This is a genomic window from Methylobacter psychrophilus, assembly GCF_025583945.1.
Lineage (GTDB): Bacteria > Pseudomonadota > Gammaproteobacteria > Methylococcales > Methylomonadaceae > Methylobacter_C > Methylobacter_C psychrophilus.
In genome coordinates, this window is the sequence record NZ_JAOEGU010000004.1 from 43,303 (window position 1) to 68,380 (window position 25,078).

Sequence of the window (25,078 nt, forward strand, 5' to 3'; positions counted from 1 at the left end):
ACGAAACTGAAGAGACACATTTATAGTGTCTCTACTTAAGTATGGCTGGTGGCACTATGTCACCGGCCTTTTACTGTTTGTAACAAATACACAGTAGAAATAATTCATGACGAAAAGGTTTGGAAGCGATATGTCCTACTCTTTTACCGAAAAAAAGCGTATTCGAAATAACTTTGGGAAAAGTACTGAGGTACTTGAGGTTCCCTATCTCTTGGCAACTCAGATTAATTCATATGCCGGCTTTTTGCAATCTGGCGTTACGCCTGAAAAGCGCTTGGACACTGGATTGCATGCCGCATTCTCCAGTGTTTTTCCTATTGATAGTCATTCTGGCTATGCTGTGCTGGAATATGTTAGGTATAGGTTGGGTGAGCCCACTTTTGACGTAAGAGAGTGTCAGCAAAGAGGGGCGACTTATGCTGCTCCTTTACGCGTATTAGTGCGTCTGGTTATCTATGATAAAGAAGCCTCTGCTAATGCCAAGGTTGTTAAAGACATTCGCGAGCAAGAAGTCTATATGGGTGAATTGCCCTTAATGACTGATAATGGCACTTTTGTTATCAACGGCACTGAGCGTGTTATTGTGTCGCAGTTGCATCGTTCGCCAGGTGTATTCTTTGATCATGATAAAGGTAAGACTCATTCATCAGGAAAGTTATTATTCAATGCCCGGGTAATTCCGTATCGCGGTTCTTGGCTTGATTTTGAATTTGATCATAAAGACTGTGTTTATGTGCGGATTGATCGCCGCAGAAAAATACCAGCAACGATTTTATTAAGAGGTTTAGGTTACGATAACGAAGAAATGATTAAAATTTTCTTCGAAACTAACAAATTTACCTTAACTGCACAAAAATGCCTGTTTAATATTGTTCCTGAAAGAATGCGTGGCGAAATTGCAGCATTTGATATTAAGCATAACGACCAGGTTTTGGTAGAAGAGGGGCGTCGAATCACTGCCAAGCATATTCGCGAGATGAACAAAGCCGGGTTGACTGAAGTTGACGTTCCCAGAGAGTATCTGGTGGGTAAAATTCTTGGTCATAATCTTGTTGATCAATCAACAGGCGAGTTAGTTGCCAGTGTTAATGATGTACTGACATCTCCTGTGATAGAGCGATGTATAGAAAGTGGTATTACTGAAATTAATACCCTGTTTGTTAACGACCTGGACAATGGCCCGTACATCAGTAATGCAATGAAAATAGATACAACCTCAAATGCTTTAGAGGCATTAGTTGAGATCTATCGTATGATGCGTCCTGGCGAGCCACCGACTAAAGAATCTGCCGAGAATTTATTTCAGAATTTATTTTTTACTGACGAACGATATGATTTGTCTACCGTTGGTAGAATGAAATTTAATCGTCGCCTGGGTCGTGAAGAAACGACAGGTCCGGGTACGTTAACCAAAGAAGATATTATTGATGCCCTTAAAGAATTAATCGCTATTCGTAATGGTAATGGCACTGTTGACGATATTGATCATTTAGGTAATAGGCGGGTACGTTCTGTTGGTGAGATGATTGAAAATCAATTTCGTGTTGGTTTGGTTCGGGTTGAGCGCGCCGTTAAAGAGCGATTGACGTTGGCTGATTCTGAAGGCTTGATGCCGCAAGAAATTATTAATGCAAAGCCTGTTTCTGCTGCCGTTAAAGAATTTTTCGGCTCAAGTCAGTTGTCGCAGTTTATGGATCAAAATAATCCATTATCGCAAGTGACTCATAAGCGCCGTGTATCTGCTTTGGGACCTGGCGGTTTGGCAAGAGAACGTGCCGGTTTTGAAGTTCGTGACGTACATGCTACTCATTATGGTCGTGTCTGCCCAATTGAAACGCCTGAAGGGCCAAACATTGGTTTAATTAATTCGTTATCAGTATATGCTCGTACCAATGGTTACGGTTTCTTGGAAACACCTTATAGAAAAGTAATTAATGGTGTAGTAACTGATGAAGTCGATTACCTTTCTGCTATTGAAGAGGGTGAGTTTGTTATTGCTCAGGCCAGTGTTGCCGTTGATGAAAAAGGCAAATTGGTAGAAGGTTTGGTGTCCTGTCGTCATAAGGATGAATTTGCTTTGGCAATGTCTGATACTGTGCAGTACATGGACGTCTCTTCAAAGCAGATTGTATCAGTTGCGGCATCTATTATTCCGTTTCTTGAACATGATGATGCTAACCGTGCCTTGATGGGTTCTAACATGCAACGTCAGGCTGTTCCTACATTAAGAGCTGAAAAGCCATTAGTGGGTACGGGTATGGAAAGAATTGTTGCCAAAGACTCAGGAGTAACAGTAGTTGCTGCTCGTGGCGGTAGTATTGAAGCTGTGGATGCCGCAAGAATCGTTGTGCGCGTCAACGACACGGAAACCGAAACAGGTGCTCCGGGTGTTGATATTTATAACCTGACCAAATATACGCGCTCAAATCAAAATACTTGTATTAATCAAAAGCCTTTGGTGAAGCCTGGCGATATAGTTAATGCAGGTGATATTATGGCTGATGGACCGTCTACCGATATGGGCGAGTTGGCTTTGGGTCAGAATATGTTGGTCGCGTTTATGCCCTGGAATGGCTATAACTTTGAGGATTCTATTTTAGTATCCGAGCGTGTTGTTAAAGAAGACCGTTTTACTACGATTCACATCGAAGAAAAAACATGCGTTGCCAGAGATACCAAACATAGTCCGGAAGAAATTACGGCCGATATTCCTAATGTCAGCGAAGAAGCCTTGTCCAAACTTGACGCTTCGGGAATTGTATACGTAGGAGCCGAAGTCAAAGGTGGTGATATCTTGGTGGGTAAAGTCACGCCAAAAGGTGAGACTCAATTAACACCCGAAGAAAAACTATTACGTGCAATTTTTGGTGAAAAAGCCGCCGATGTAAAAGATACGTCATTACGTGTTCCTGGTAGTATTGAGGGTACGGTTATTGATGTTCAGGTATTTACTCGTGATGGCGTAAAGAAAGACAAGCGCGCTCTTGATATTGAGCAGGAAGAGATTAAGCGTTACAGAAAAGATCTGGATGATCAGCTTAAAATTCTGGAAGAAGATATTTTCGCTCGTGTTGCCAGAATGCTGGTAGGCAAAGTTGCCCAAGCAGGACCCGGTGGACATAAAGCAGGTACTGAAGTAACGCAAGCTTATTTGAATGGCTTAAGGCATTCAGAGTGGCTAAAAATCAAAATGAAAGATGAGGATATTAATCTTCAGTTGGAAACTGTTGTTACTCAAGTTGAACAGCAAAGAAAAGATTTTGATGAAAAGTTCGAAATTAAACGTAAAAAAATAACCATGGGCGATGATTTGGCTCCGGGTGTACTAAAGATGGTCAAGGTATATTTGGCTGTTAAGCGACGCATACAGCCAGGCGATAAGATGGCTGGCCGTCATGGAAATAAAGGTGTTATTTCCATGATCAGACCTATTGAAGATATGCCTTATACCGCTGATGGCAATCCAGTGGATATTGTTTTAAACCCTCTGGGTGTGCCTTCGCGGATGAACGTAGGTCAGGTGCTTGAAACACATTTAGGCTGGGCTGCAAAAGGCTTGGGAATCAAGATCGGTAAAATGCTTGAGGCTAAATATGAAGCAGAGAAAGAAAAAGTAACTGCTATCAGAGAGTATCTCGATAAAATCTATAATAGCAGTGGGCGTCAAGAAGATCTGGCTTCATTTTCCGATAAGGAAATTTTGGAAATGGCGGGGAACCTGGTTGCTGGAGTACCAATGGCGACACCCGTATTTGACGGTGCCAGTGAAGATGAAATTCGTGCCATGTTGAAGTTGGCAGATTTGCCTGAGCATGGACAAGTTACGCTTTATGATGGTTTGACCGGTGAGCCGTTTGAACGGGAAGTTACCGTAGGTTACATGTATATGCTGAAGTTGAATCACTTGGTTGATGATAAGATGCATGCACGGTCAACAGGGCCTTATAGTCTTGTTACCCAGCAACCATTAGGCGGAAAAGCACAATTCGGCGGTCAACGTTTTGGAGAAATGGAAGTCTGGGCTTTAGAAGCTTATGGTGCAGCCTATACCTTGCAGGAAATGCTGACTGTTAAATCAGATGATGTTACAGGTAGAACGCGTATGTATAAAAACATCGTCGACGGTGATCATAAAATGGAAGCGGGTATGCCGGAATCTTTTAATGTTTTGATTAAAGAAATTCGTTCATTGGCAGTAAACATAGAATTACACCGGGAGTAGGATAATATCCTGGCTAGAGATAGAGATGTTGCGAGGCAGCATCTCTACTTTTGTTTATAAGGGATTTAGTGCTTTAATAAAATAAACCATTTATCTAAATTGCTTATACCTAAATTAAGTGCTCTTTTAAGCCGGTCATTTAATCTGGGCAATACCGAAATTTGTACTGTAGAGGCGCACATATCGCGCCTAAGTCTGTTCTGGACTACGCCAGAAACTATTTAAAGAGGACAAGCTCTTGAAAGATTTAATGAATTTCTTAAAGCGTCAAGGTCGTGCTGATGATTTCGATGGAATCAGTATAGGCTTGGCATCACCAGACATGATCCGTTCCTGGTCTTATGGTGAAGTAAAAAAACCTGAAACAATTAATTATCGTACTTTTAAGCCTGAGCGTGATGGTTTATTTTGCGCTAAAATTTTTGGTCCTGTCAGTGATTATGAGTGCCTTTGTGGTAAATATAAGCGCCTTAAGCATCGTGGCGTTATTTGTGAAAAATGTGGCGTAGAAGTCACATTGTCAAAAGTTCGCCGTGAAAGAATGGGGCATATTGATTTAGCCAGTCCTGTGGCGCATATTTGGTTTTTAAAATCACTGCCCTCAAGAATAGCGCTGTTATTGGACATGACACTGCGCGAAATTGAACGGGTTTTATATTTCGAATCCTTCGTTATTCTCGATCCAGGTATGACTCCGCTAGAAAAAGGGCAGTTATTAACCGATGATGAGTATCTTGATGCTGTGGATTTACATGGCGATGATTTTGTTGCCAAAATGGGCGCAGAAGCAATTTATGATTTGCTGAAAGCTATTGACTTAAAAGAGCAAGTTAATACGCTTCGTGAAGAAATAAATTCAACTAATTCAGAAACCAAAATAAAAAAATACTCAAAGCGTCTTAAGGTTATGGATGCGTTATTGAGTTCAAAGAATCGTCCAGAGTGGATGATTCTAAAAGTACTACCTGTGTTGCCTCCTGAGTTACGGCCATTGGTGCCTTTAGATGGCGGCCGTTTTGCTACCTCTGATTTAAATGACTTATATCGTCGTGTTATTAACAGAAACAATCGGTTGAATCGTTTGTTGGACTTAAACGCTCCCGATATTATTGTTCGTAATGAAAAACGTATGTTGCAGGAATCTGTTGATGCGTTGTTGGATAACGGTCGTCGCGGCAGAGCGATTACTGGAACCAACAGGCGTCCACTGAAATCCTTGGCTGACATGATTAAAGGTAAGCAAGGACGCTTTAGGCAAAATTTGCTAGGTAAGCGTGTTGATTATTCAGGTCGCTCGGTTATTGTTGTAGGTCCTACGTTAAGGCTGCATCAATGTGGGCTGCCTAAAAAGATGGCATTAGAGCTGTTTAAACCATTTATATTCAGTAAATTACAATTTCGTGGGCTTGCTACAACCATTAAAGCTGCAAAGAAAATGGTTGAAAGAGAGGGTGCCGAAGTATGGGATATACTGGAAGAAGTTATTCGTGAGCATCCGATTTTATTAAATCGTGCGCCAACGCTACATCGATTAGGTATTCAGGCATTTGAACCTACCTTAATTGAAGGTAAGGCAATTCAGTTGCATCCATTGGTGTGTAGCGCATTTAACGCCGATTTTGACGGCGATCAGATGGCTGTGCATATTCCGCTGTCTATAGAAGCGCAGATAGAAGCCAGAACATTGATGATGGCAACTAATAATATTTTATCACCGGCTAATGGTGAGCCTGTTATTAACCCGTCGCAGGATGTGGTATTAGGGCTTTATTATATTAGTCGTGAAAAAATAAACGCTAAAGGCGACGGAAGTATATTTGTCAGTGTTGGTGAAATTCATAAGGCTTTATTGGCTAAATCGGTAGAATTGCAATCAAAAATACAATTGCGTATTACTGAAAAAGTGATCAATGAGCAGGGTGAAGCTGAAGATAAGACTCACAGGGTACATACTACTGTAGGTCGTGCGTTAATTTGGGAGGTCGTTCCTGAGCGTATGCCTTATGATTTAGTGAATTGTGATATGACCAAAAAGAACATCTCACGGTTAATAAATTACAGTTACCGTTACTTGGGTAACAAAGACACTGTCGTATTGGCTGACCAATTGATGTATTTGGGCTTCAGATATGCAACGATTTCCGGGGTATCGTTTGGTATCGAAGACATGGCAATACCCGCTAAAAAGGTCGATATTATTAAAGCAGCTGATAAGGAGGTTAATGAAATTCAAAGTCAGTATGCCTCTGGTTTGGTTACTGATGGTGAGCGATATAATAAAGTTGTTGATATTTGGTCGCACGCTAATGATCAAGTTGCCAAGGTAATGATGGACGGGTTGGGTGAAGAGTCTGTTGTTGATGCTGAAGGTAATACAGTAAAACAAAAATCGTTCAATTCAATCTTTATGATGGCTGAATCTGGTGCGCGGGGTTCTGCCGCCCAGATTCGTCAGTTGGCAGGTATGCGTGGTTTGATGGCAAAACCTGATGGTTCCATTATTGAAACGCCAATTACCGCTAACTTTAGAGAAGGTCTTGACGTACTGCAATACTTTATTTCTACTCACGGAGCGCGTAAAGGCCTTGCTGATACCGCTTTGAAAACAGCTAACTCAGGATATTTGACGCGACGATTAGTGGATGTTGCGCAGGATTTGGTTATTACCGGCAATGATTGTGGTACTTCTAACGGTTTAATTATGACACCCATTATTGAGGGTGGCGATGTAGTTGAGCCATTGTCCGAGCGTGTGCTGGGTAGGGTTGCTGTTGATGACATAATGGATGCGTCTGGGGAAAACATAATAGTACCCGCAAAAACTTTGTTGGATGAGCATTGGGTTGCGATTCTTGAAGAGCAAAGTATTGATCAGGTATTAGTTCGTTCAATTATTACCTGTGAAAATAGACATGGAGTTTGTGCTGCTTGTTATGGTCGTGATTTAGGGCGCGGGCATTTGGTGAATATCGGTGAGGCAGTGGGTGTTATTGCTGCACAATCGATTGGCGAGCCAGGTACTCAGTTAACCATGCGTACCTTCCATATTGGTGGTGCAGCATCAAGGTCTGTTGCCATTAGTAGCGTACAGGTGAAGTCTGCCGGCATAGTGCGTCTGAACAATCTAAAGTCAGTAATTAACCGCGAAGGTAAGCTTGTTGCAGTTTCAAGATCAGGCGAAGTAGGTGTGGTAGATGATTATGGTCGCGAAAGAGAGCGCTATAAAATTCCTTATGGATCTGTGCTTTCGGTTCAAGAAGGTTCAAAGATTAACGCAGGAGATATTATTGTTACTTGGGATCCATTTACCCATCCTGTTATTACAGAAGTTGAAGGTATTGTTGAGCTCAAAGATTTTATTGATGGCGTGACTGTGCAGAAACAATCTGACGAAGTTACCGGCTTGAGTTCGTTGGTCGTTACCGATCCAAAACAGCGTGGTTCTGCAGGTAAAGAATTGCGTCCAATGGTCAAATTATCGGATAGTGAAGGCAACACAATCTATTTGCCGGGTACAGAAATTCCTGCGCAGTATTTCTTACCTGCAGGTGCTATTGCTGGTATTAAGGATGGTGGTGAAGTCAAGGTGGGTGATGTATTGGCAAGGATTCCGCAAGAATCCAGTAAAACCAGAGATATTACTGGTGGTTTGCCTCGTGTTGCCGATTTATTCGAGGCTCGTAAAACAAAGGATCCGGCAATTCTTGCGGAGACCAGTGGTACTATTTCATTTGGTAAAGAAACTAAAGGTAAGCAACGGGTTATCATTACTGATGCCGTTGGTGATCTGATTGAGACCCTGATACCAAAATGGCGCCATATCACTGTATTTGAAGGTGAGTACGTAGAAAAAGGTGAGACTATTGCAGAAGGTGAACTAACTCCTCATGACATTCTCAGGTTGAGAGGTATAGAGGAATTGGCTAACTATCTGGTTAAGGAAATCCAAGACGTTTATCGATTGCAGGGTGTAAAGATTAATGACAAGCATATTGAAGCAATCATACGTCAAATGCTTAGAAAAGTTGAGATTACAGCATCTGGTGATACCGACTTTTTGAAAGGTGAGCAGGTTGAGCGTGCAGCGATGAGAGTCGAAAATGACAAAATGGAAAGTGAAGGTAAGATTCCTGCCAGTTATGAATCTATATTGTTAGGTATTACTAAAGCATCATTAGCAACTGAATCATTTATATCGGCCGCTTCTTTTCAGGAAACAACACGAGTACTGACTGACGCTGCTGTGCGTGGGTTGAGTGATGGTCTTCAGGGATTAAAAGAAAACGTTATTGTCGGTCGATTAATTCCTGCTGGAACCGGTCTGGCTTATCATGAAAACAGAAAAAACAGGTTTGCTCAGAACCAAGCTGTAGATAGTGATGCATCGGTTGCTGTTGATGCTGGAGATGTAGAAGAGGCTCTTAAGCAAGCGTTGAACGTTTGAATATAATGTAAGTATTTTAAAAAAAATGAACTTGACCTGACGAGTAATAACAAGTATTATGTTCTGCTCACATAAGCCAACGTGCTTAGGTCAGGTCGAAAAGCAAATTAACCATTGGAAATTTTTTGATTAATGGTTGATTTATCAACTGACAGTTAAATTGTATATCGGAGTAAACAAAGATATGGCCACGATCAACCAATTAGTTCGAAAGCCACGCGCTAGAAAAGTAGAAAAAAGCAATGTTCCAGCGTTAGAGGCGTGTCCTCAGCGCAGGGGTGTATGTACACGTGTTTATACCACGACACCTAAAAAACCAAACTCGGCCCTGCGTAAGGTGGCAAGAGTAAGGTTGACTAACGGCGCTGAAGTGAGTAGTTACATTGGTGGTGAAGGTCATAATCTTCAGGAGCATTCTGTTGTTTTGATTAGGGGTGGACGGGTCAAGGATTTACCTGGTGTAAGATACCATGTAGTCCGCGGTAGCTTGGATGCTTCAGGTGTAAATAACAGAAAGTGCGGTCGCTCCAAATACGGAACTAAACGACCTAAAAGTTAAAGTGAGTTGGTGAGAAATGTCAAGAAGAAGAGTTGCTACAAAAAGAGAAATCATTCCTGATCCAAGATTTGGCAGCATTATGTTGACCAAGTTTATGAATATGATAATGGAAAGCGGCAAAAAATCTATTGCTGAAGGGATCGTTTATGGTGCTTTGGATGTAATTGAAAGCAAAGGTCATAGCGAACCATTAGAAATATTATCAAAAGCTCTGGAAAACGTTCAGCCAAGAGTCGAGGTTAAATCTCGTCGTGTTGGTGGTGCTACATACCAGGTTCCAGTTGAGGTTCGTCCTTCCCGTCGCATGGCTCTGGCCATGAGATGGTTGATTGACGCTTCACGTAAGAGAAATGAAAGGAATATGTCGTCAAAGTTAGCTGGTGAGTTAATGGATGCTTTTGAAAGCAGAGGCTCAGCAGCCAAGAAAAGAGAAGATACCCATAGAATGGCTGAGGCTAATAAAGCCTTCTCGCATTATCGTTGGTAATCAACGAGACATCTTGAAAGCTGTATAGTAAAAGTGCGTAAAACTCTAATAGAACGCTATCGTAATATTGGCATAATGGCTCATATTGATGCGGGTAAAACGACGACGACAGAGCGCATATTGTACTATACCGGTGTCTCTCATAAAATCGGAGAGGTGCATGATGGTGCGGCAACAATGGACTGGATGGCCCAAGAGCAAGAGCGTGGTATTACGATAACTTCTGCTGCGACAACTTGTTTTTGGAGTGGGATGGAAAAACAGTTTCCGCAACATCGGATTAATATCATCGATACCCCCGGGCATGTAGATTTTACTATTGAAGTTGAGCGTTCGTTGCGTGTTCTAGATGGTGCATGTGCGCTGTTTTGTGCTGTTGGCGGCGTTGAGCCCCAGTCAGAAACTGTTTGGCGTCAGGCGGATAAATACAGTGTTCCTCGTCTGGTTTTTGTTAATAAAATGGACCGTTCCGGAGCTGATTTTTTGCGAGTCATTGCGCAAATAAAAGTTCGTTTGGGTAGTAATGCAGTTCCTATGCAATTACCCATTGGTGCAGAAGATAGCTTTTCTGGTGTTGTCGATCTTATTAAGATGAAGGCGTTGTTCTGGAATGAAGCCAATTTAGGGATGACTTTTGAAGAAAAAGAAATTCCGGTTGATATGCAAGATCTCTGCGAAAAGTGGAGGGAGCATATGATAGAGGCGGCAGCTGAAGCTAATGAAGAGTTGATGGAAAAATACCTTGTAGATGGGTATCTGACCAATGAAGAAATAAGAAAAGGTATTCGTATTCGTACTTTAGCGAACCAGATTGTTCCGGCATTTTGTGGTTCTGCCTTTAAAAATAAAGGCGTTCAAGCAATGTTAGACGCGGTAATTGAGTATCTGCCTGCTCCTACAGATGTTGAAGCTATAAAAGGTTTGCTTGAAGATGAAGTTACTGAGGTTCGCAGACCTGCTTCTGATCAAGAGCCATTCTCTGCTTTAGCATTTAAAATTGCGACTGATCCCTTTGTTGGTACGCTAACTTTTTTTAGGGTTTACTCTGGGGTTTTAAATTCCGGAGATAGTATTTATAACTCGGTTAAAATGAAAAAAGAGCGGATTGGGCGCATAGTACAAATGCATGCTAATAGCCGAGAAGAAGTTAAGGTTGTTTGTGCTGGAGATATTGCTGCTGCAATAGGTCTTAAGGATGTTACTACCGGAGATACTTTGTGTGATCTTAATTCAGTTATTGTTCTTGAGCGTATGCAGTTTCCTGATCCAGTTATTTCTGTTGCGGTCGAGCCCAAGACTAAAGCTGATCAAGACAGGATGGGCGTGGCTCTAAGTAAGCTGGCCCAGGAAGATCCTTCGTTTCGTGTGCATACTGATGAAGAGTCAGGTCAGGTGATAATATCAGGCATGGGCGAGCTTCATTTGGAAATTATTGTTGATCGAATGAAAAGGGAATTTAATGTTGAGGCTAATGTTGGTGCGCCACAGGTTGCCTATAGGGAGACAATTCGTAAGTCAGTAGAGCATGAAAGTAAATTCGTAAGGCAATCCGGAGGTCGAGGTCAGTATGGCCATGTCTGGTTACGAATTGAGCCACAAGAAGCAGGTGCGGGTTACGAGTTTGTCAACGAAATTGTTGGTGGAGTTGTTCCTAAAGAATATATACCAGCTGTTGATAAAGGAGTGCAAGAGCAGTTAAAATGTGGTGTTATTGCGGGATATCCCATTTTAGATGTAAAAGTGTCTATATTTGATGGTTCCTATCATGATGTAGATTCGAATGAAATAGCTTTTAAAATTGCCGGCTCTATGTGTTTCAGAGAAGGTGCAAAAAAAGCAGATCCTGTCTTGTTAGAGCCTATAATGCGAGTTGAAATAGCTACACCTGAAGAGTATATGGGTGATGTTGTTGGTGATATCAATAGGCGGCGTGGCATAATTCAGGGTATGGAAGATACACCATCAGGTAAAGCAGTTAGCTGCGAAGTGCCGTTGTCGGAAATGTTTGGTTATGCAACTGATTTGCGTTCAGCAACACAGGGGCGAGCTACATACAGTATGCAGTTTGAAAAATACAATGAAACTCCTGCTAATATAGCGGAAGCAATCATTAGAAAATCTTCATAAAATTGAATAATATAAAGGTATTAACTCATGGCCAAAGAAAAATTTTCACGTAGTAAGCCCCACGTAAACGTGGGCACAATCGGTCACGTTGACCACGGCAAAACAACGCTAACTGCTGCTTTAACAACGGTAATGGCTAAATTGCACGGTGGTGCAGTTAAAGCATTTGACCAGATTGATAATGCACCTGAAGAGCGTGCTCGCGGTATCACCATTGCTACGTCACACGTAGAATATGAATCTGCGGTTCGCCATTATGCTCACGTTGACTGTCCAGGTCATGCTGATTATGTAAAGAACATGATCACCGGTGCGGCGCAAATGGATGGTGCCATTTTGGTCTGTTCAGCTGCTGACGGTCCTATGCCGCAAACCAGAGAGCACATCCTGTTATCAAGGCAAGTTGGTGTTCCTTATGTTGTGGTATTCCTCAATAAAGCTGATATGGTTGACGATGAAGAGTTGATCGAATTGGTTGAAATGGAATTGAGAGAATTGCTGGATATGTACGAATTTCCAGGCGATGATACTCCTATCATCAGAGGTTCGGCGCTACTTGCATTGCAAGGCGATGAAAGTGAAATCGGCATGCCTTCAGTTATTAAGTTGGTGGAGGCTCTGGATACTTACATTCCTTTGCCGGAAAGAGCAATCGATGGTGCGTTCTTGATGCCTATTGAAGATGTATTCTCTATTTCAGGTCGTGGTACGGTAGTAACCGGTCGTATAGAGCGTGGTATTATCAAGGTTGGTCAGGAAGTTGAAATCGTTGGTATTCGACCAACAGTAACAACCACTGTTACCGGTGTTGAAATGTTCCGTAAATTGCTTGATCAAGGTGAGGCTGGCGATAACGTTGGTTTGTTATTGAGAGGTACCAAAAGAGACGACGTAGAGCGTGGTCAAGTTTTGGCACACAAAGGCACTATTAAGCCACACGCGTTTTTCAACGCAGAAATTTATATATTGTCAAAAGATGAAGGCGGTCGTCATACACCATTCTTTAATGGTTATCGTCCACAATTTTACTTCAGAACTACTGATGTAACCGGTGCGGTTGATCTGCCAGAAGGCGTTGAAATGGTAATGCCTGGTGACAATATATCTGTAAAAGTTAAATTGATTTCACCGATCGCTATGGAAGACGGCTTGCGTTTCGCAATTCGTGAAGGTGGTCGTACAGTAGGTGCGGGCGTTGTTGCATCAATAATCGAGTAATAAACATGTCTAATCAAACTATCAGAATCCGTTTGAAATCATTTGATCACAAACTGATTGATCAATCGGCTGGTGAGATAGTAGAAACAGCAAGGAGAACAGGTGCTCAAGTAAAAGGCCCTATCCCTTTGCCTACTAAGAAAGAACGCTTTACAATTTTGATTTCTCCGCATGTTAATAAAGATGCGCGGGATCAATATGAATTAAGAACATATAAAAGATTGCTGGATATCGTTGAGCCAACTGAAAAAACCGTAGATGCATTGATGAAGTTGGATCTTGCAGCTGGTGTTGATGTCCAGATAAAATTGAATTAAAATAGAGGGATTGGCAGATGTCAATAGGTCTTATAGGTCGTAAATGTGGTATGACCAGAGTTTTTTGTGAAGATGGTTCGTCGGTACCTGTTACTGTTCTTCAGATTGATTCTAATAGAGTTACTCAGGTTAAAAGTGTTGATGTTGACGGTTACCGTTCAATACAAGTAGCTGCTGGTGATAAAAAGTCTTCAAGAGTTAATAAAGCAATGGCAGGTCATTATGCTGCTGCTAATTTGACTGCTGGGCGTGGACTTTGGGAATTCAGGCTTGAAGATAGTGAAGGTGCTGATCTTGTTGCAGGCTCTCAATTATCACTAGACATTTTTTCCGCAGGTCAAGTTGTTGATGTGCAGGGAAAAAGTATCGGTAAAGGTTTTGCTGGTGGAATAAAGCGGCATCATTTTAGCATGCAGGATGCTACGCATGGTAACTCGCGCTCACACAGAGTGCTTGGTTCTATTGGTATGTGTCAAACACCAGGGCGTGTATTTAAAGGCAAAAAAATGGAAGGTCATCTTGGTAATGTGAAAACTACCATTCAGAACCTTACTATTCATGCAATTGATACAGAAAGAAATTTAATTTTAGTAAAAGGCGCAGTGCCTGGTGCTAAAGGCGGAGATGTAGTAATTACACCCGCCATGAAAATGCGAAATAAAGGTTAAGCCATGGGTTTGCAAATACCTGCTTTAAATGAACAAGACTCTTCTGGAAAAGTAGAGGTAGCCGAAGCTATTTTTGGTCAGTCTTTTAATGAAACATTAGTCCATCAATTGGTGACTCGCTATCTAGCTGGAGCTCGTGCGGGTACTAAGGCTCAAAAAACACGATCAGATGTAAGTGGTGGTGGGTCTAAGCCATGGAGACAAAAAGGGACGGGCCGCGCAAGATCTGGTACAATAAGAAGTCCAATTTGGCGTACTGGTGGTGTTGCGTTTGCTGCAAGGCCAAGGTCGTATGAGCAGAAGCTAAATAAAAAAATGTTTCGGGTCGGTGTGCGTTCAATTTTGTCAGAATTACTTAGGCAAGATCGTCTGGTGGTGAGTAGTGATATAGTTCCTACTACGACTAAGACTAAAGAGTTTAATGAGAAAATAAAGCAAATTGACGCCAAGCGAATATTAATTGTTGTTGAAAATGTAGATGCAAATCTGGCATTGGCTTCAAGAAATATTCCTTATGTACAAGTTATAGAAGCTGTAAATTTAAATCCAGTGCTATTGGTTTCGGCCGATAAAGTAATAGCTACACCAGGCGCGCTGAAGCAATTAGAGGAGCGCTTGGCATGAGTATTAACAAATATCAGTTAGCAGGAGTCCTTCAGTCGCCAATTATCTCTGAAAAGAGTACTAATGCCGCTGAGAAAAACAATCAATTTGTTTTTAAGGTTCAGAAAGCTGCAACAAAAAAACAAGTTAAAGATGCTGTGGAATTAATGTTCGCTGTAGAAGTTGATTCTGTTCATGTTTTGAATGTTAAAGGAAAGCAGAAAAGAGTTGGCAAGTCGCCGGGCAAAAGATCAGATTGGAAAAAAGCTTACGTAAAGCTTAAGCCTGGTAATGACATAGAATTCTCTGCTGCTTAATTTATTAAAGTGATAGATCAATAGGAAACGGTAGAAAGCATGGCGATTGTAAAATCAAAACCGACGTCACCGGGATCACGGTTTGTAGTTCGCGTAAAAAATGATGAATTACATAAAGGCAAACCATACGCACCTTTGCTAAGTAAAAAAAGCAAAAGTGGCGGTCGTAATAATCAAGGACGTATAACAACGCGTCATATTGGTGGTGGTCATAAGCAACACTACCGTATCATTGATTTTAAAAGGAATAAATTTGATATTCCTGCTATAGTTGAGCGTCTGGAATACGATCCGAATAGAACTGCAAATATTGCTTTGGTTCTGTTTAAAGATGGTGAGCGTAGATATATTATTGCACCAAAAGGTTTGGTGATTGGGCAGGAAGTTCTTTCATCAGAAACTGTTCCTGTCAAGGCTGGCAATTGCATGCCTCTAAGAAACATCCCTATGGGTACCACTGTGCACTGCGTTGAGCTACAGCCAGGCAAGGGTGCGCAAATTGCCAGAAGCGCAGGCACATCTGTGCAATTGGTTGCTAGAGATGGTGCGCATGCTACCATCAGAATGCGTTCAGGCGAAATGCGTAAAGTTATGGCTGATTGTCGCGCTGTAATTGGTGAGGTATCAAACTCCGAGCATAATCTGACTTCTCTTGGTAAAGCAGGAGCGTCAAGATGGCGAGGTGTTCGTCCTACTGTTCGTGGTGTAGTAATGAATCCGGTTGACCATCCGCATGGTGGTGGTGAGGGTCGTACATCAGGTGGTAGACATCCTGTGTCACCTTGGGGTATGCCAACCAAGGGATACAAAACAAGAAAAAACAAACGTACTGATAATATGATTATCAGACGTCGTAAGCAGAAATAGAGAGGAATTAGCGTGCCGCGTTCAATTAAAAAAGGTCCTTTTATTGATCATCATCTTCTAAAAAAAGTTGAAGATGCTGTAAGTATTAATAATCGGAAACCGATTAAAACATGGTCAAGAAGATCAATGATTATTCCAGATATGCTGGGCTTAACTATTGCAATCCATAATGGACGGCTGCATATTCCCGTTCTCATTTCTGAGAATATGGTCGGGCATAAATTAGGTGAGTTTGCTCCAACTCGAACGTATAGAGGCCACGTGGCTGACAAGAAGTCTAGGTAGGTTATGATGGAAATTTCAGCAAAATTAAATAACGCCCCCTTGTCAGCGCAAAAAGCGAGATTAGTTGGTGATCAAATTCGTGGTATGTCGGTTGAAAAAGCGCTAAATACATTAAAGTTTAGTTCAAAAAAAGCTGCAGGTATATTCAAAAAAATTCTGGAGTCGGCTATAGCTAACGCAGAACATAATGAAAGTGCAGATATTGATGAATTAAGAGTGTCTACCGTTTTTGTTAATGAAGGGGCGACCATGAAAAGATTCAGGGCAAGAGCTAAAGGGAATGCGAACCATATCCTTAAAAGAACCTGCCATATTACAGTTAAAGTCTCAGAATTCGAGTAGGGGCAGAAAATGGGTCAAAAGGTACATCCAACAGGTATACGCCTTGGAATTGTAAAGGATTGGAATTCAAGATGGTATGCAAATAGTCAGGATTATTCAGTTTTCCTGCTTCAAGATTTAACAGTCAGAGCATTTATAAAGAAAAAATTAGCTCATGCATCTGTAAGTCGTATACAGATTAATCGTCCGGCTAATAATGCACAGATAACTATACATACGGCACGTCCTGGTATTGTTATTGGAAAGAAAGGCGAGGATATTGATGCTTTGAGGCAAGAAATATCTAAAATGATTGGCATTCCTGTTCAACTTAATGTTGAAGAGATTAGAAAGCCTGAGTTAGATGCTCAATTAGTTGCCGAAGGCGTAGCTCAACAGCTTGAAAAAAGAATCATGTATCGCCGGGCAATGAAGCGTGCAGTAACTAATACTATGCGTCTGGGTGCTGAAGGTATTAAGGTGAATGTAGGTGGTCGCTTAAATGGTGCTGAAATCGCACGTAGCGAGTGGTACAGAGAAGGCCGAGTGCCTTTGCATACCCTACGTGCAGACATAGATTATGCAACTGCAGAAGCACATACTACCTATGGAATTATTGGCATCAAGGTGTGGATATTCAAAGGCGAAGTATTCGACATGGATGCCCATATGGCGTCTATTAATTCTGACTCCAAGAAATAGTTGAAGGAACACAGTCATGCTTCAACCTAAAAGAACTAAATTCCGTAAGCAACACAAAGGCAGAAATAACGGTACTGCTGTACGTGGATCATCAGTCAGCTTTGGCGAATATGGTCTTAAATCAATCGGTCGTGGTAGGTTAACTGCCAGGCAAATTGAAGCGGCTCGTAGAACCATTACTCGTCACGTCAAGCGTGGTGGGAAACTTTGGATTAGAGTATTCCCTGATAAGCCAATTACCAAAAAACCTTTAGAAGTTCGTATGGGAAAAGGTAAAGGTAGTGTAGAATACTGGGTTGCTCAAGTAAGACCGGGAACTATGCTGTATGAAATACAAGGTGTTTCCGAAGAGCTGGCACGCGAGGCATTCGCATTAGCGGCTGCTAAGCTACCTTTAAAGACACTATTTACCGCTCGGACAATAATGTAATGAAAGTAAGTGAATTACGCCAAAAATCAAAAGACGAATTAGGGGTTATGTTGCTCGATTTATCACGTGAGCGATTTAATCTTAAAATGCAAAAAGGTACTGGTCAATTGTCAAAGCCCGATCAAGTAAAAAAGGTTAGACGAAATGTGGCACGTATCCACACCATATTAAACCAAATGGCGAGTGCATAATTATGACTGAAAATGTAACCAAATTACGTACAATCACTGGTCGGGTTGTTAGTAATAAGATGGATAAAACCATTACAGTTTTGGTTGAGCGCGTTGTGAAACACCCTGTTTACGGTAAGTACATTAAGCGTTCAACAAAAATGATGGCTCATGATGAGCAAAATATTTGCCAAGAAGGTGATGTGGTAGCTATAACATCATGTAGGCCTTTATCTAAGAACAAAACATTCAATTTGGTTCAAGTCTTAGAAAGTGCTAACAAATAGCATCAACTTTTTATATACAGAGTGTAGGAATAAATCATGATTCAGATGCAAACTAACCTTGACGTCGCCGATAACAGCGGTGCAAAAAGGGTCATGTGTATCAAAGTATTAGGAGGATCGCATCGACGGTATGCTGGTATTGGTGATATTATCAAAGTCAGTATCAAAGATGCAATTCCTCGTGGCAGAGTAAAAAAAGGGGAGGTTTATAACGCCCTTGTAGTGAGAACTCGTAAAGGTGTTCGTAGGCCCGATGGGTCTGTTATTCGTTTTGATGGTAATTCTGCCGTGATTTTGAATAATAATCTGCAGCCACTAGGTACCCGTATTTTTGGCCCTGTAACGCGTGAGTTAAGAGGAGAAAAATTTATGAAAATTATCTCTCTTGCTCCTGAAGTTTTATAAGGTAGGGTTTAAAATGGCAAAAATTAAAAAAGGTGATGATATTATCGTTCGTACCGGTAAGGATAAAGGTAAGAGTGGTAGGGTAACCCAGATTTTAAAAGGCGATAAGGTTTTGGTTGAAGGAATTAACCAGGTTAAGAAGAACCAAAAACCAAATCCCAATGCAGGTATCTCTGGCGGGATAATTGTAAAGGATATGCCGATTAATATTTCCAATATAGGATTGTATAATCCTGAAACTAAAAAAGCAGATAGAGTGGGCTACAAGTTTCTAGAAGATGGAAAGAAAGTCAGATATTTTAAGTCAACAAATGAAGTTGTTGATGTGTAAGGTGCAGATGAATCATGGCTAGATTAGAAACCGTATATAAAGAAAAAATTCTTCCCGCATTAGTTGAGCAGTTCGCTTATAAATCTATTATGCAGGCCCCGCGTATCACTAAAATAACGCTCAATATGGGTGTTGGTGGTGCAGTAGCTGATAAAAAAGTTCTACAATCTGCTCTTTCTGACATGGAAAAAATTTCCGGTCAAAAGCCTATTGTGACACTTGCTAGAAAATCAATCGCCGGGTTTAAAATTCGTGACGATATGCCTATTGGTTGCAAGGTTACCTTGCGTAGCGATAGAATGTATGAATTTTTAGATCGGTTAATAAGTATATCTATTCCAAGAATACGTGATTTCAGGGGTTTAAGCCCTAAAAGCTTTGATGGTCGTGGTAATTATTCCATGGGTGTTAAAGAGCAAATCATATTTCCTGAAATTGATTATGATAAAATTGACACTTTGCGTGGTATGGATATTACTATCACTACTACAGCACAAACCAACGAAGAAGGTTTGGCTTTGTTAAAGCTGTTTAATTTTCCATTTAAGAGCTAAGGGGCAGTTTTAACATGGCTAAAAAGTCAATGATTGCGCGTGAAGACAAGCGTAAAAAATTAGTAAAAAAATATGATGTTAAACGTAAGGCTCTAAAAGAAACAATAAGAGACCCTAACGCTTCGTATGAAGATAAAGAAACTGCTCATTTACAACTCCAAAAATTACCAAGGGACTCTAGTGTAACAAGGGTCCGTAACCGTTGTAATTTAACTGGACGTCCGCATGGGTATTACCGTAAGTTTGGTCTTAGTAGAAATAAATTAAGAGAAGCTACTATGCGCGGTGATGTTCCTGGCGTAGTCAAAGCAAGTTGGTAAGATCTGTTAGATCAAAGTTGGAGATAAAAAAATGAGTATGACAGACCCAGTAGCAGATATGCTGACTCGTATAAGAAACGGGCAATCTGCCGGTAAAAAAAGTATTAAACAACCTTCTTCAAAATTGAAAGTATCCATTGCTAAGGTACTTAAAGAAGAAGGTTATATTACAGAATTTAGCACTGAAACCAACGGTAGTCACACTGAAATGACTGTTGAGTTGAAATATTATAAAGGTGCTCCTGTAATTGAAGCTATAAAAAGAATTAGTAGGCCTGGTTTACGTATTTATAAGTCTAAAGACGAATTGCCAAAAGTTCTTGGCGGCTTAGGGATTGCTATTGTATCAACATCAAATGGTGTTATGACTGATAGAGCTGCCCGTGCCATTGGCCATGGTGGCGAAGTTATTTGCACTGTTTGTTAATGTAGGTGTGTTATGTCAAGAATTGCTAAAGCCCCAGTCATTATTCCAAGTGATGTAGAAATAAAATTAGATGGAAGCATCATGACTGTAAAAGGAATTAAGGGTGAGTTATCACTTACTCTTAATTCTGCAGTTAATGTTGATATTGCAGATAATGTTGTACATGTTCAATGGGATAAAGATAACAAAAAAGCGACTGCTCAAGCTGGAACTGCTAGAGCGATCCTAAGTAATATGGTTACAGGTGTCTCTGCAGGATTTGAGAAAAAATTAACATTAATTGGTGTGGGTTACAGGGCTCAAGCAAAAGAAAGTATTCTCAGTCTTTCGCTTGGCTTCTCTCATCCAGTTGATTTTGAGGTTCCAGCTGGAATTACAGTTGAAACGCCAACTCAAACTGAAATAGTAGTCAGGGGAACTGATAAGCAACTAGTAGGTGAAGTATCTGCCAAAATTAGAGCTTATCGTCCTCCTGAGCCTTATAAAGGAAAGGGTGTCAGATACGCTGACGAGCATGTTGTAAGAAAAGAAGCCAAGAAGAAGTAAGGTAGCGTAATGGATAAGAAAAAATCTAGAATGAAGCGCGCATTAAAATTGCGTTCAAAAATTAAGAGTTTAGGTGCAACTCGTTTATCAATTCACAAAACCTCTCAGCATATATATGCTCAAGTGATTAGTGGTGATGGATGTACTACATTAGCCAGTGTATCAACTACTCAAGCAGAGATTAAAGCATCTTTAAAAAATACCGGTAATATTGAAGCTGCTGCTGAAATTGGAAAGTTTATTGCTCAAAAAGCTATTGCTGCCGGGGTAACTGTAGTTGCTTTTGATCGCTCAGGATTTAAATACCATGGTCGCGTAAAAGCATTAGCAGATGCTGCACGTGAAGCCGGCTTGAAATTTTAGGAGAATAAAAAATGGCTACAGCACCTGCTCAAGGTAGTACTGACGGTTTACAAGAGAAATTAGTTAATGTAAGGCGTGTTGCAAAAGTTGTTAAAGGCGGTAGAGTTTTTGGCTTTACTGCGCTAACTGTTGTTGGTGATGGTGAAGGTCGCGTTGGCTACGGTGTTAGCAAGGCTCGTGAAGTGCCTATTGCTATTCAAAAGTCACTGGAACAAGCGCGCAAAAACATGCGTAAAGTTTCATTAAAAGGTGATACTTTGCAATATCCAATCATGAATACGACTGGCGCCGCCAAAGTTTATATGCAACCTGCGTCTGAAGGTACAGGTATCATTGCTGGTGGAGCAATGAGAGCTGTATTTGAAGTTGTTGGAGTGCATAACGTATTGGCAAAATGTATAGGAACCAGTAATCCCATTAATGTTGTAAGAGCAACAATTAACGGTTTGACCGGAATGCATAATGCTAACCAGATAGCTGCAAAACGCGGTTTATCAGTTGAACAGATTATTGGATAGTTGCGATGACTGCTACTAAATTAAGTGTAACAATGACAAAAAGCAAGTTTGGTCGCCTTCCGCGCCATCAAGCTTGTTTGAAAGGCTTGGGCCTGCGCAAAATCAACCAAACAGTTGAGGTTCTTAACACGCCCGAAAACAGAGGTATGATAAACAAAGTATCATACATGCTAAAAGTTGAGGAAGTGTAATGTATTTAAATACTATTCAGGCTGCCGTAGGCGCCCGTAAAAAATCAAAGCGCGTTGGTCGCGGTATAGGTTGTACGCTTGGTAAGACATGTGGAAGAGGGCACAAAGGGCAAAAATCCCGTAGTGGTGGCTTTCATAAGGTTGGCTTTGAGGGTGGGCAGATGCCATTACAACGCCGGTTACCAAAAGTTGGTTTTACTTCACTTAAAAGCAAATATTCAGCCGAGGTTCGTCTAGGTGAATTAAATGCTTTAGTTGCTGATGTAATAGACTTGAAAGTTCTCATTGATGCTAATATCGTTCCTGCTTTTACAAAAACTGCGAAAGTTATTCAATCCGGTGTCGTAAGTAAGGCGGTTAATATTAAAGGTATTAAAGTAACGCCTGGTGCTAGAGAATCTATAGAAGCTGCTGGCGGCAAAGTAGAGGTATAAGTGAGTACTTCAACAGCTCAAATGGCTAACAAATCAGGTAATTTCTCAGAGCTTAAGTCAAGATTAATTTTTGTTCTGGGCGCTTTATTCGTATATAGAATCGGTTCACATATTCCCGTTCCCGGGATAGATCCGAAAGCGCTTGCGGTTATGTTTGAACAGCAAAGTGGATCCATATTAGACATGTTCAACATGTTTTCTGGTGGTGCTTTGATGAGGTTAAGTCTGTTTGCGCTTGGTATAATGCCGTATATTTCTGCATCAATTATTATGCAGTTAATGACTGTCGTTATACCTTCCATGGAACAAATGAAAAAAGAGGGGGAGTCAGGAAGACGTAAAATTTCTCAATTCACTCGGTATGGTACCGTTGTTCTAGCAACATTTCAAGCTATCGGAATATCGCTCGCTTTGCAGAATCAAACAGCTGGTGGTCTTTCTGTGGTTTTGACTCCTGGAGTTGGATTTGTAGCCATTACTGCTATTACATTAGTTACTGGCACTGTTTTCTTAATGTGGCTTGGTGAGCAAGTAACTGAGCGAGGAATTGGTAACGGAATTTCAATGATTATTTTTGCCGGTATTGTTTCTGGATTACCCAAAGCGATAGGCGGAACCTTGGAATTAGCCAGAACTGGTGAGATGAATGGAGCATTTATAATATTATTGTTTCTGTTGTCGCTTTCTGTGACTGCACTTGTTGTTTTTGTTGAAAGAGGGCAGAGAAGAATACTTATTAACTATCCTAAAAGACAGCAAGGACGTAAGTTATATGGCGGGCAAAGTAGTTTTTTACCGTTGAAGTTAAATATGGCTGGCGTAATTCCTCCTATTTTTGCTTCAAGTATAATTTTGTTTCCGGCCACTATTGCTGGCTGGTTTGGCAATAGCGAAGGTTTTACCTGGCTTCAGGATGTGGCGACAATGTTGTCTCCTGGACAGCCGGTATACGTAATGTTTTATGCGGCAGCAATTATCTTCTTTTGTTTCTTTTATACTGCACTAGTGTTTAATTCTAAAGAAACAGCTGAAAACTTAAAGAAATCAGGAGCTTTTTTACCTGGTATCAGGCCTGGATTGCAGACGGCTTCGTACATTGATAAAGTAATGACTAGATTGACTCTTATTGGTGCATTCTATATAACCTTGGTTTGTTTGCTGCCTGAGTTTTTAATAGTATACTGGAACGTCCCGTTTTATTTTGGTGGAACTTCTTTGTTGATTATTGTGGTCGTAGTGATGGATTTTATTTCTCAAATGCAAACCCACGTAATGTCGCAACAATATGAAGGCTTAATGAAAAAAGCCAATCTAAAAAAATAATTAACAAGCAAGAAAAATTTAGGAGTTAGCTGTGAAAGTTCGTGCTTCTGTAAAAACAATTTGTAGAAATTGTAAAATTGTAAAAAGAAACGGCGTTGTTAGAGTTATTTGTGTTGATGGAAGGCACAAACAACGACAAGGCTAAATAATTGTTGCGCCTCAATTACTGCAATGCTATAATTCGGCGCTTAACTTTAGAGTACTACTCAGGGGAGTATCTAGATGGCACGTATTGCCGGGATAAATATACCAGATCATAAGCATTCAGTAATAGCATTAACTGCAATCTATGGTGTTGGTCGTCAAACTGCAAGTGAAATTTGCGTTAAGGTTGGTATACTACCTTCCGTAAAAATTAAAGAACTGACTGAAGAGCAATTAGAAGCTATTCGTAATGTGGTTTCGAAGATGACAGTGGAAGGTGATCTGCGTCGTGAAGTTTCTATGAATATCAAGCGTTTGATGGATCTAGGTTGCTATCGCGGAATAAGGCATCGCCGAGGTTTGCCATTAAGAGGGCAGAGAACGAGAACAAATGCTCGTACTCGTAAAGGTCCACGCAAACCTATTAGAAAATAAGATATCCCTTAAGAGGTCGAAGTAATGGCTAGTCCAAACCGTTCAAGAAAACGTATCAAAAAAGAAGTTGCAGATGGCATCGTTCACGTGCACGCTTCTTTCAATAACACAATCATAACTATAACAGATAGAAAAGGCAACGCGTTGTCTTGGGCAACATCTGGTGGTTCAGGTTTCCGTGGATCAAGAAAAAGTACTCCATTTGCTGCGCAGGTTGCTGCTGAAAAAGCTGGCATTGTCGCGCAAGAGTTCGGTATGAAAAATCTTGATGTCATGATTAAAGGTCCCGGTCCTGGTCGTGAATCCGCTGTGCGTTCATTGAACAATCTCGGTTTTAAAATTAATAATATCGTTGATGTGACGCCTATTCCTCATAATGGATGTCGTCCGCCTAAGAAACGCCGCGTATAAAGAATCTGGAGTAGTATCATGGCAAGATATCTTGGACCCACTTGTAAGTTAAGTCGAAGAGAAGGGACTGATCTGTTTTTAAAAAGCAGAGGAAAGTCTTTAGAAAATAAATGTAAGTTAGATCAAAGGCCCGGTCAGCATGGTACCAAACGTACCAGAAGTTCTGACTATGCGCTTCAATTGCGAGCAAAGCAGCGTCTACGCAGAATTTATGGGATTCTAGAGAAACAATTTAGAAATTACTATAAGTCTGCTGATATGAAAAAAGGTGCTACCGGCGAAAACTTATTGAATCTTCTTGAATCAAGATTAGATAATGTGGTGTATCGCATGGGTTTTGCTTGTACACGAGCAGAAGCTCGTCAGTTAGTTGGTCACAAATCTATTCAGGTAAATGGTGCATTGATTAATGTTCCTTCTTATCAGGTAGCTCCTGGTGATATTTTAACAGTTAGAGAAAAATCAAAGAAGCAGCAACGAATTGTTGATGCCCTAACTGTAACTGAGCAATACGGATTCCCTAATTGGGTTGAAGTTAACTCAAAAACCATGTCTGGAACATTTAGTTCTTTACCTGATCGTGTTGATTTAGGTAGCGACATCAATGAGCAGCTGGTTGTCGAGCTTTACTCTAAATAATTGCAGTTCTGAG

General features: G+C 40.9%; 32 protein-coding genes. All 32 read left to right on the forward strand.

The window, feature by feature from the left end:
• Nucleotides 1-130 precede the first annotated feature (130 nt).
• On the forward strand, nt 131-4,222 hold the full coding sequence (gene rpoB, locus N7974_RS03240; RefSeq protein ID WP_262964342.1) for a DNA-directed RNA polymerase subunit beta: 4,092 nt from the start codon (nt 131-133) through the stop codon (nt 4,220-4,222).
• 250 nt (nt 4,223-4,472) lie between these two features.
• Entirely contained in the window at nt 4,473-8,666 is a 4,194-nt protein-coding gene (gene rpoC, locus N7974_RS03245; RefSeq protein WP_262964241.1) for a DNA-directed RNA polymerase subunit beta', read from the forward strand.
• Between the two features lie 184 nt (nt 8,667-8,850).
• Nucleotides 8,851-9,225 (forward strand): 30S ribosomal protein S12, encoded by a 375-nt coding sequence (gene rpsL, locus N7974_RS03250; RefSeq protein ID WP_262964242.1) that lies wholly within the window; start codon nt 8,851-8,853, stop codon nt 9,223-9,225.
• Nucleotides 9,226-9,241: 16 nt separating this feature from the next.
• Complete coding sequence (rpsG, locus tag N7974_RS03255) at nt 9,242-9,712, forward strand: 30S ribosomal protein S7 (protein ID WP_243219972.1); 471 nt, start codon at nt 9,242-9,244, stop codon at nt 9,710-9,712.
• 75 nt (nt 9,713-9,787) lie between these two features.
• Nucleotides 9,788-11,839, forward strand: a complete 2,052-nt coding sequence (gene fusA, locus N7974_RS03260; RefSeq protein ID WP_394813030.1) for an elongation factor G — start codon at nt 9,788-9,790, stop codon at nt 11,837-11,839.
• A gap of 27 nt (nt 11,840-11,866) precedes the next feature.
• Nucleotides 11,867-13,057 carry an elongation factor Tu gene (tuf, locus tag N7974_RS03265; protein WP_243219960.1) on the forward strand — a complete coding sequence of 397 codons (1,191 nt, stop codon included), beginning with the start codon at nt 11,867-11,869 and terminating at the stop codon, nt 13,055-13,057.
• 5 nt (nt 13,058-13,062) lie between these two features.
• Entirely contained in the window at nt 13,063-13,374 is a 312-nt protein-coding gene (gene rpsJ, locus N7974_RS03270) for a 30S ribosomal protein S10 (protein WP_006890490.1), read from the forward strand.
• Between the two features lie 17 nt (nt 13,375-13,391).
• On the forward strand, nt 13,392-14,042 hold the full coding sequence (rplC, locus tag N7974_RS03275) for a 50S ribosomal protein L3 (RefSeq protein ID WP_262964244.1): 651 nt from the start codon (nt 13,392-13,394) through the stop codon (nt 14,040-14,042).
• Nucleotides 14,043-14,045: 3 nt separating this feature from the next.
• Entirely contained in the window at nt 14,046-14,666 is a 621-nt protein-coding gene (gene rplD / locus N7974_RS03280) for a 50S ribosomal protein L4 (protein ID WP_262964245.1), read from the forward strand.
• Nucleotides 14,663-14,962, forward strand: a complete 300-nt coding sequence (gene rplW, locus N7974_RS03285; protein ID WP_262964246.1) for a 50S ribosomal protein L23 — start codon at nt 14,663-14,665, stop codon at nt 14,960-14,962. The genes rplD and rplW overlap by 4 nt, the downstream gene beginning before the upstream one ends.
• Before the next feature lie 39 nt (nt 14,963-15,001).
• Nucleotides 15,002-15,829, forward strand: coding sequence for a 50S ribosomal protein L2 (rplB, locus tag N7974_RS03290; RefSeq protein WP_243219950.1), 828 nt, complete (start codon nt 15,002-15,004; stop codon nt 15,827-15,829).
• A 12-nt stretch (nt 15,830-15,841) separates the two neighbouring features.
• Nucleotides 15,842-16,114, forward strand: a complete 273-nt coding sequence (gene rpsS, locus N7974_RS03295; protein ID WP_243219946.1) for a 30S ribosomal protein S19 — start codon at nt 15,842-15,844, stop codon at nt 16,112-16,114.
• 6 nt (nt 16,115-16,120) lie between these two features.
• The gene (rplV, locus tag N7974_RS03300) at nt 16,121-16,456 is read left to right on the forward strand and encodes a 50S ribosomal protein L22 (protein WP_262964343.1); all 336 of its coding nucleotides are present in this window, start codon (nt 16,121-16,123) and stop codon (nt 16,454-16,456) included.
• A gap of 9 nt (nt 16,457-16,465) precedes the next feature.
• Nucleotides 16,466-17,137 carry a 30S ribosomal protein S3 gene (rpsC, locus tag N7974_RS03305; protein WP_243219945.1) on the forward strand — a complete coding sequence of 224 codons (672 nt, stop codon included), beginning with the start codon at nt 16,466-16,468 and terminating at the stop codon, nt 17,135-17,137.
• 16 nt (nt 17,138-17,153) lie between these two features.
• Entirely contained in the window at nt 17,154-17,567 is a 414-nt protein-coding gene (gene rplP / locus N7974_RS03310; protein WP_243219944.1) for a 50S ribosomal protein L16, read from the forward strand.
• Nucleotides 17,567-17,758 (forward strand): 50S ribosomal protein L29, encoded by a 192-nt coding sequence (gene rpmC, locus N7974_RS03315; RefSeq protein WP_262964247.1) that lies wholly within the window; start codon nt 17,567-17,569, stop codon nt 17,756-17,758. The genes rplP and rpmC overlap by 1 nt, the downstream gene beginning before the upstream one ends.
• A gap of 2 nt (nt 17,759-17,760) precedes the next feature.
• Nucleotides 17,761-18,024 (forward strand): 30S ribosomal protein S17, encoded by a 264-nt coding sequence (gene rpsQ / locus N7974_RS03320; protein WP_243219942.1) that lies wholly within the window; start codon nt 17,761-17,763, stop codon nt 18,022-18,024.
• A gap of 36 nt (nt 18,025-18,060) precedes the next feature.
• Nucleotides 18,061-18,429, forward strand: coding sequence for a 50S ribosomal protein L14 (rplN, locus tag N7974_RS03325; RefSeq protein WP_243219941.1), 369 nt, complete (start codon nt 18,061-18,063; stop codon nt 18,427-18,429).
• 13 nt (nt 18,430-18,442) lie between these two features.
• Nucleotides 18,443-18,760 (forward strand): 50S ribosomal protein L24, encoded by a 318-nt coding sequence (gene rplX / locus N7974_RS03330; protein ID WP_262964248.1) that lies wholly within the window; start codon nt 18,443-18,445, stop codon nt 18,758-18,760.
• Nucleotides 18,761-18,774: 14 nt separating this feature from the next.
• Nucleotides 18,775-19,314, forward strand: coding sequence for a 50S ribosomal protein L5 (gene rplE / locus N7974_RS03335; protein WP_262964249.1), 540 nt, complete (start codon nt 18,775-18,777; stop codon nt 19,312-19,314).
• 14 nt (nt 19,315-19,328) lie between these two features.
• Nucleotides 19,329-19,634, forward strand: coding sequence for a 30S ribosomal protein S14 (rpsN, locus tag N7974_RS03340; protein WP_262964250.1), 306 nt, complete (start codon nt 19,329-19,331; stop codon nt 19,632-19,634).
• 31 nt (nt 19,635-19,665) lie between these two features.
• Entirely contained in the window at nt 19,666-20,061 is a 396-nt protein-coding gene (rpsH, locus tag N7974_RS03345; RefSeq protein WP_243219937.1) for a 30S ribosomal protein S8, read from the forward strand.
• Nucleotides 20,062-20,073: 12 nt separating this feature from the next.
• Complete coding sequence (rplF, locus tag N7974_RS03350; protein WP_262964251.1) at nt 20,074-20,607, forward strand: 50S ribosomal protein L6; 534 nt, start codon at nt 20,074-20,076, stop codon at nt 20,605-20,607.
• 9 nt (nt 20,608-20,616) lie between these two features.
• Nucleotides 20,617-20,970 carry a 50S ribosomal protein L18 gene (gene rplR / locus N7974_RS03355; protein ID WP_262964252.1) on the forward strand — a complete coding sequence of 118 codons (354 nt, stop codon included), beginning with the start codon at nt 20,617-20,619 and terminating at the stop codon, nt 20,968-20,970.
• An 11-nt stretch (nt 20,971-20,981) separates the two neighbouring features.
• Nucleotides 20,982-21,488 carry a 30S ribosomal protein S5 gene (gene rpsE, locus N7974_RS03360; protein ID WP_262964253.1) on the forward strand — a complete coding sequence of 169 codons (507 nt, stop codon included), beginning with the start codon at nt 20,982-20,984 and terminating at the stop codon, nt 21,486-21,488.
• Between the two features lie 5 nt (nt 21,489-21,493).
• Nucleotides 21,494-21,679, forward strand: coding sequence for a 50S ribosomal protein L30 (rpmD, locus tag N7974_RS03365; RefSeq protein ID WP_262964254.1), 186 nt, complete (start codon nt 21,494-21,496; stop codon nt 21,677-21,679).
• On the forward strand, nt 21,679-22,113 hold the full coding sequence (rplO, locus tag N7974_RS03370) for a 50S ribosomal protein L15 (protein WP_262964255.1): 435 nt from the start codon (nt 21,679-21,681) through the stop codon (nt 22,111-22,113). Before rpmD ends, rplO begins: the two co-directional genes overlap by 1 nt.
• A gap of 21 nt (nt 22,114-22,134) precedes the next feature.
• Nucleotides 22,135-23,436, forward strand: coding sequence for a preprotein translocase subunit SecY (gene secY, locus N7974_RS03375; RefSeq protein WP_262964344.1), 1,302 nt, complete (start codon nt 22,135-22,137; stop codon nt 23,434-23,436).
• Between the two features lie 31 nt (nt 23,437-23,467).
• Nucleotides 23,468-23,581 carry a 50S ribosomal protein L36 gene (gene rpmJ, locus N7974_RS03380; protein ID WP_243219931.1) on the forward strand — a complete coding sequence of 38 codons (114 nt, stop codon included), beginning with the start codon at nt 23,468-23,470 and terminating at the stop codon, nt 23,579-23,581.
• Between the two features lie 77 nt (nt 23,582-23,658).
• A complete protein-coding gene (gene rpsM, locus N7974_RS03385) occupies nt 23,659-24,015 on the forward strand; it encodes a 30S ribosomal protein S13 (protein ID WP_243219930.1) in 357 nt (118 codons plus the stop codon).
• A gap of 24 nt (nt 24,016-24,039) precedes the next feature.
• Nucleotides 24,040-24,426, forward strand: coding sequence for a 30S ribosomal protein S11 (gene rpsK, locus N7974_RS03390; RefSeq protein ID WP_243219929.1), 387 nt, complete (start codon nt 24,040-24,042; stop codon nt 24,424-24,426).
• Between the two features lie 18 nt (nt 24,427-24,444).
• Entirely contained in the window at nt 24,445-25,065 is a 621-nt protein-coding gene (rpsD, locus tag N7974_RS03395) for a 30S ribosomal protein S4 (RefSeq protein ID WP_262964256.1), read from the forward strand.
• Nucleotides 25,066-25,078: the final 13 nt, after the last annotated feature.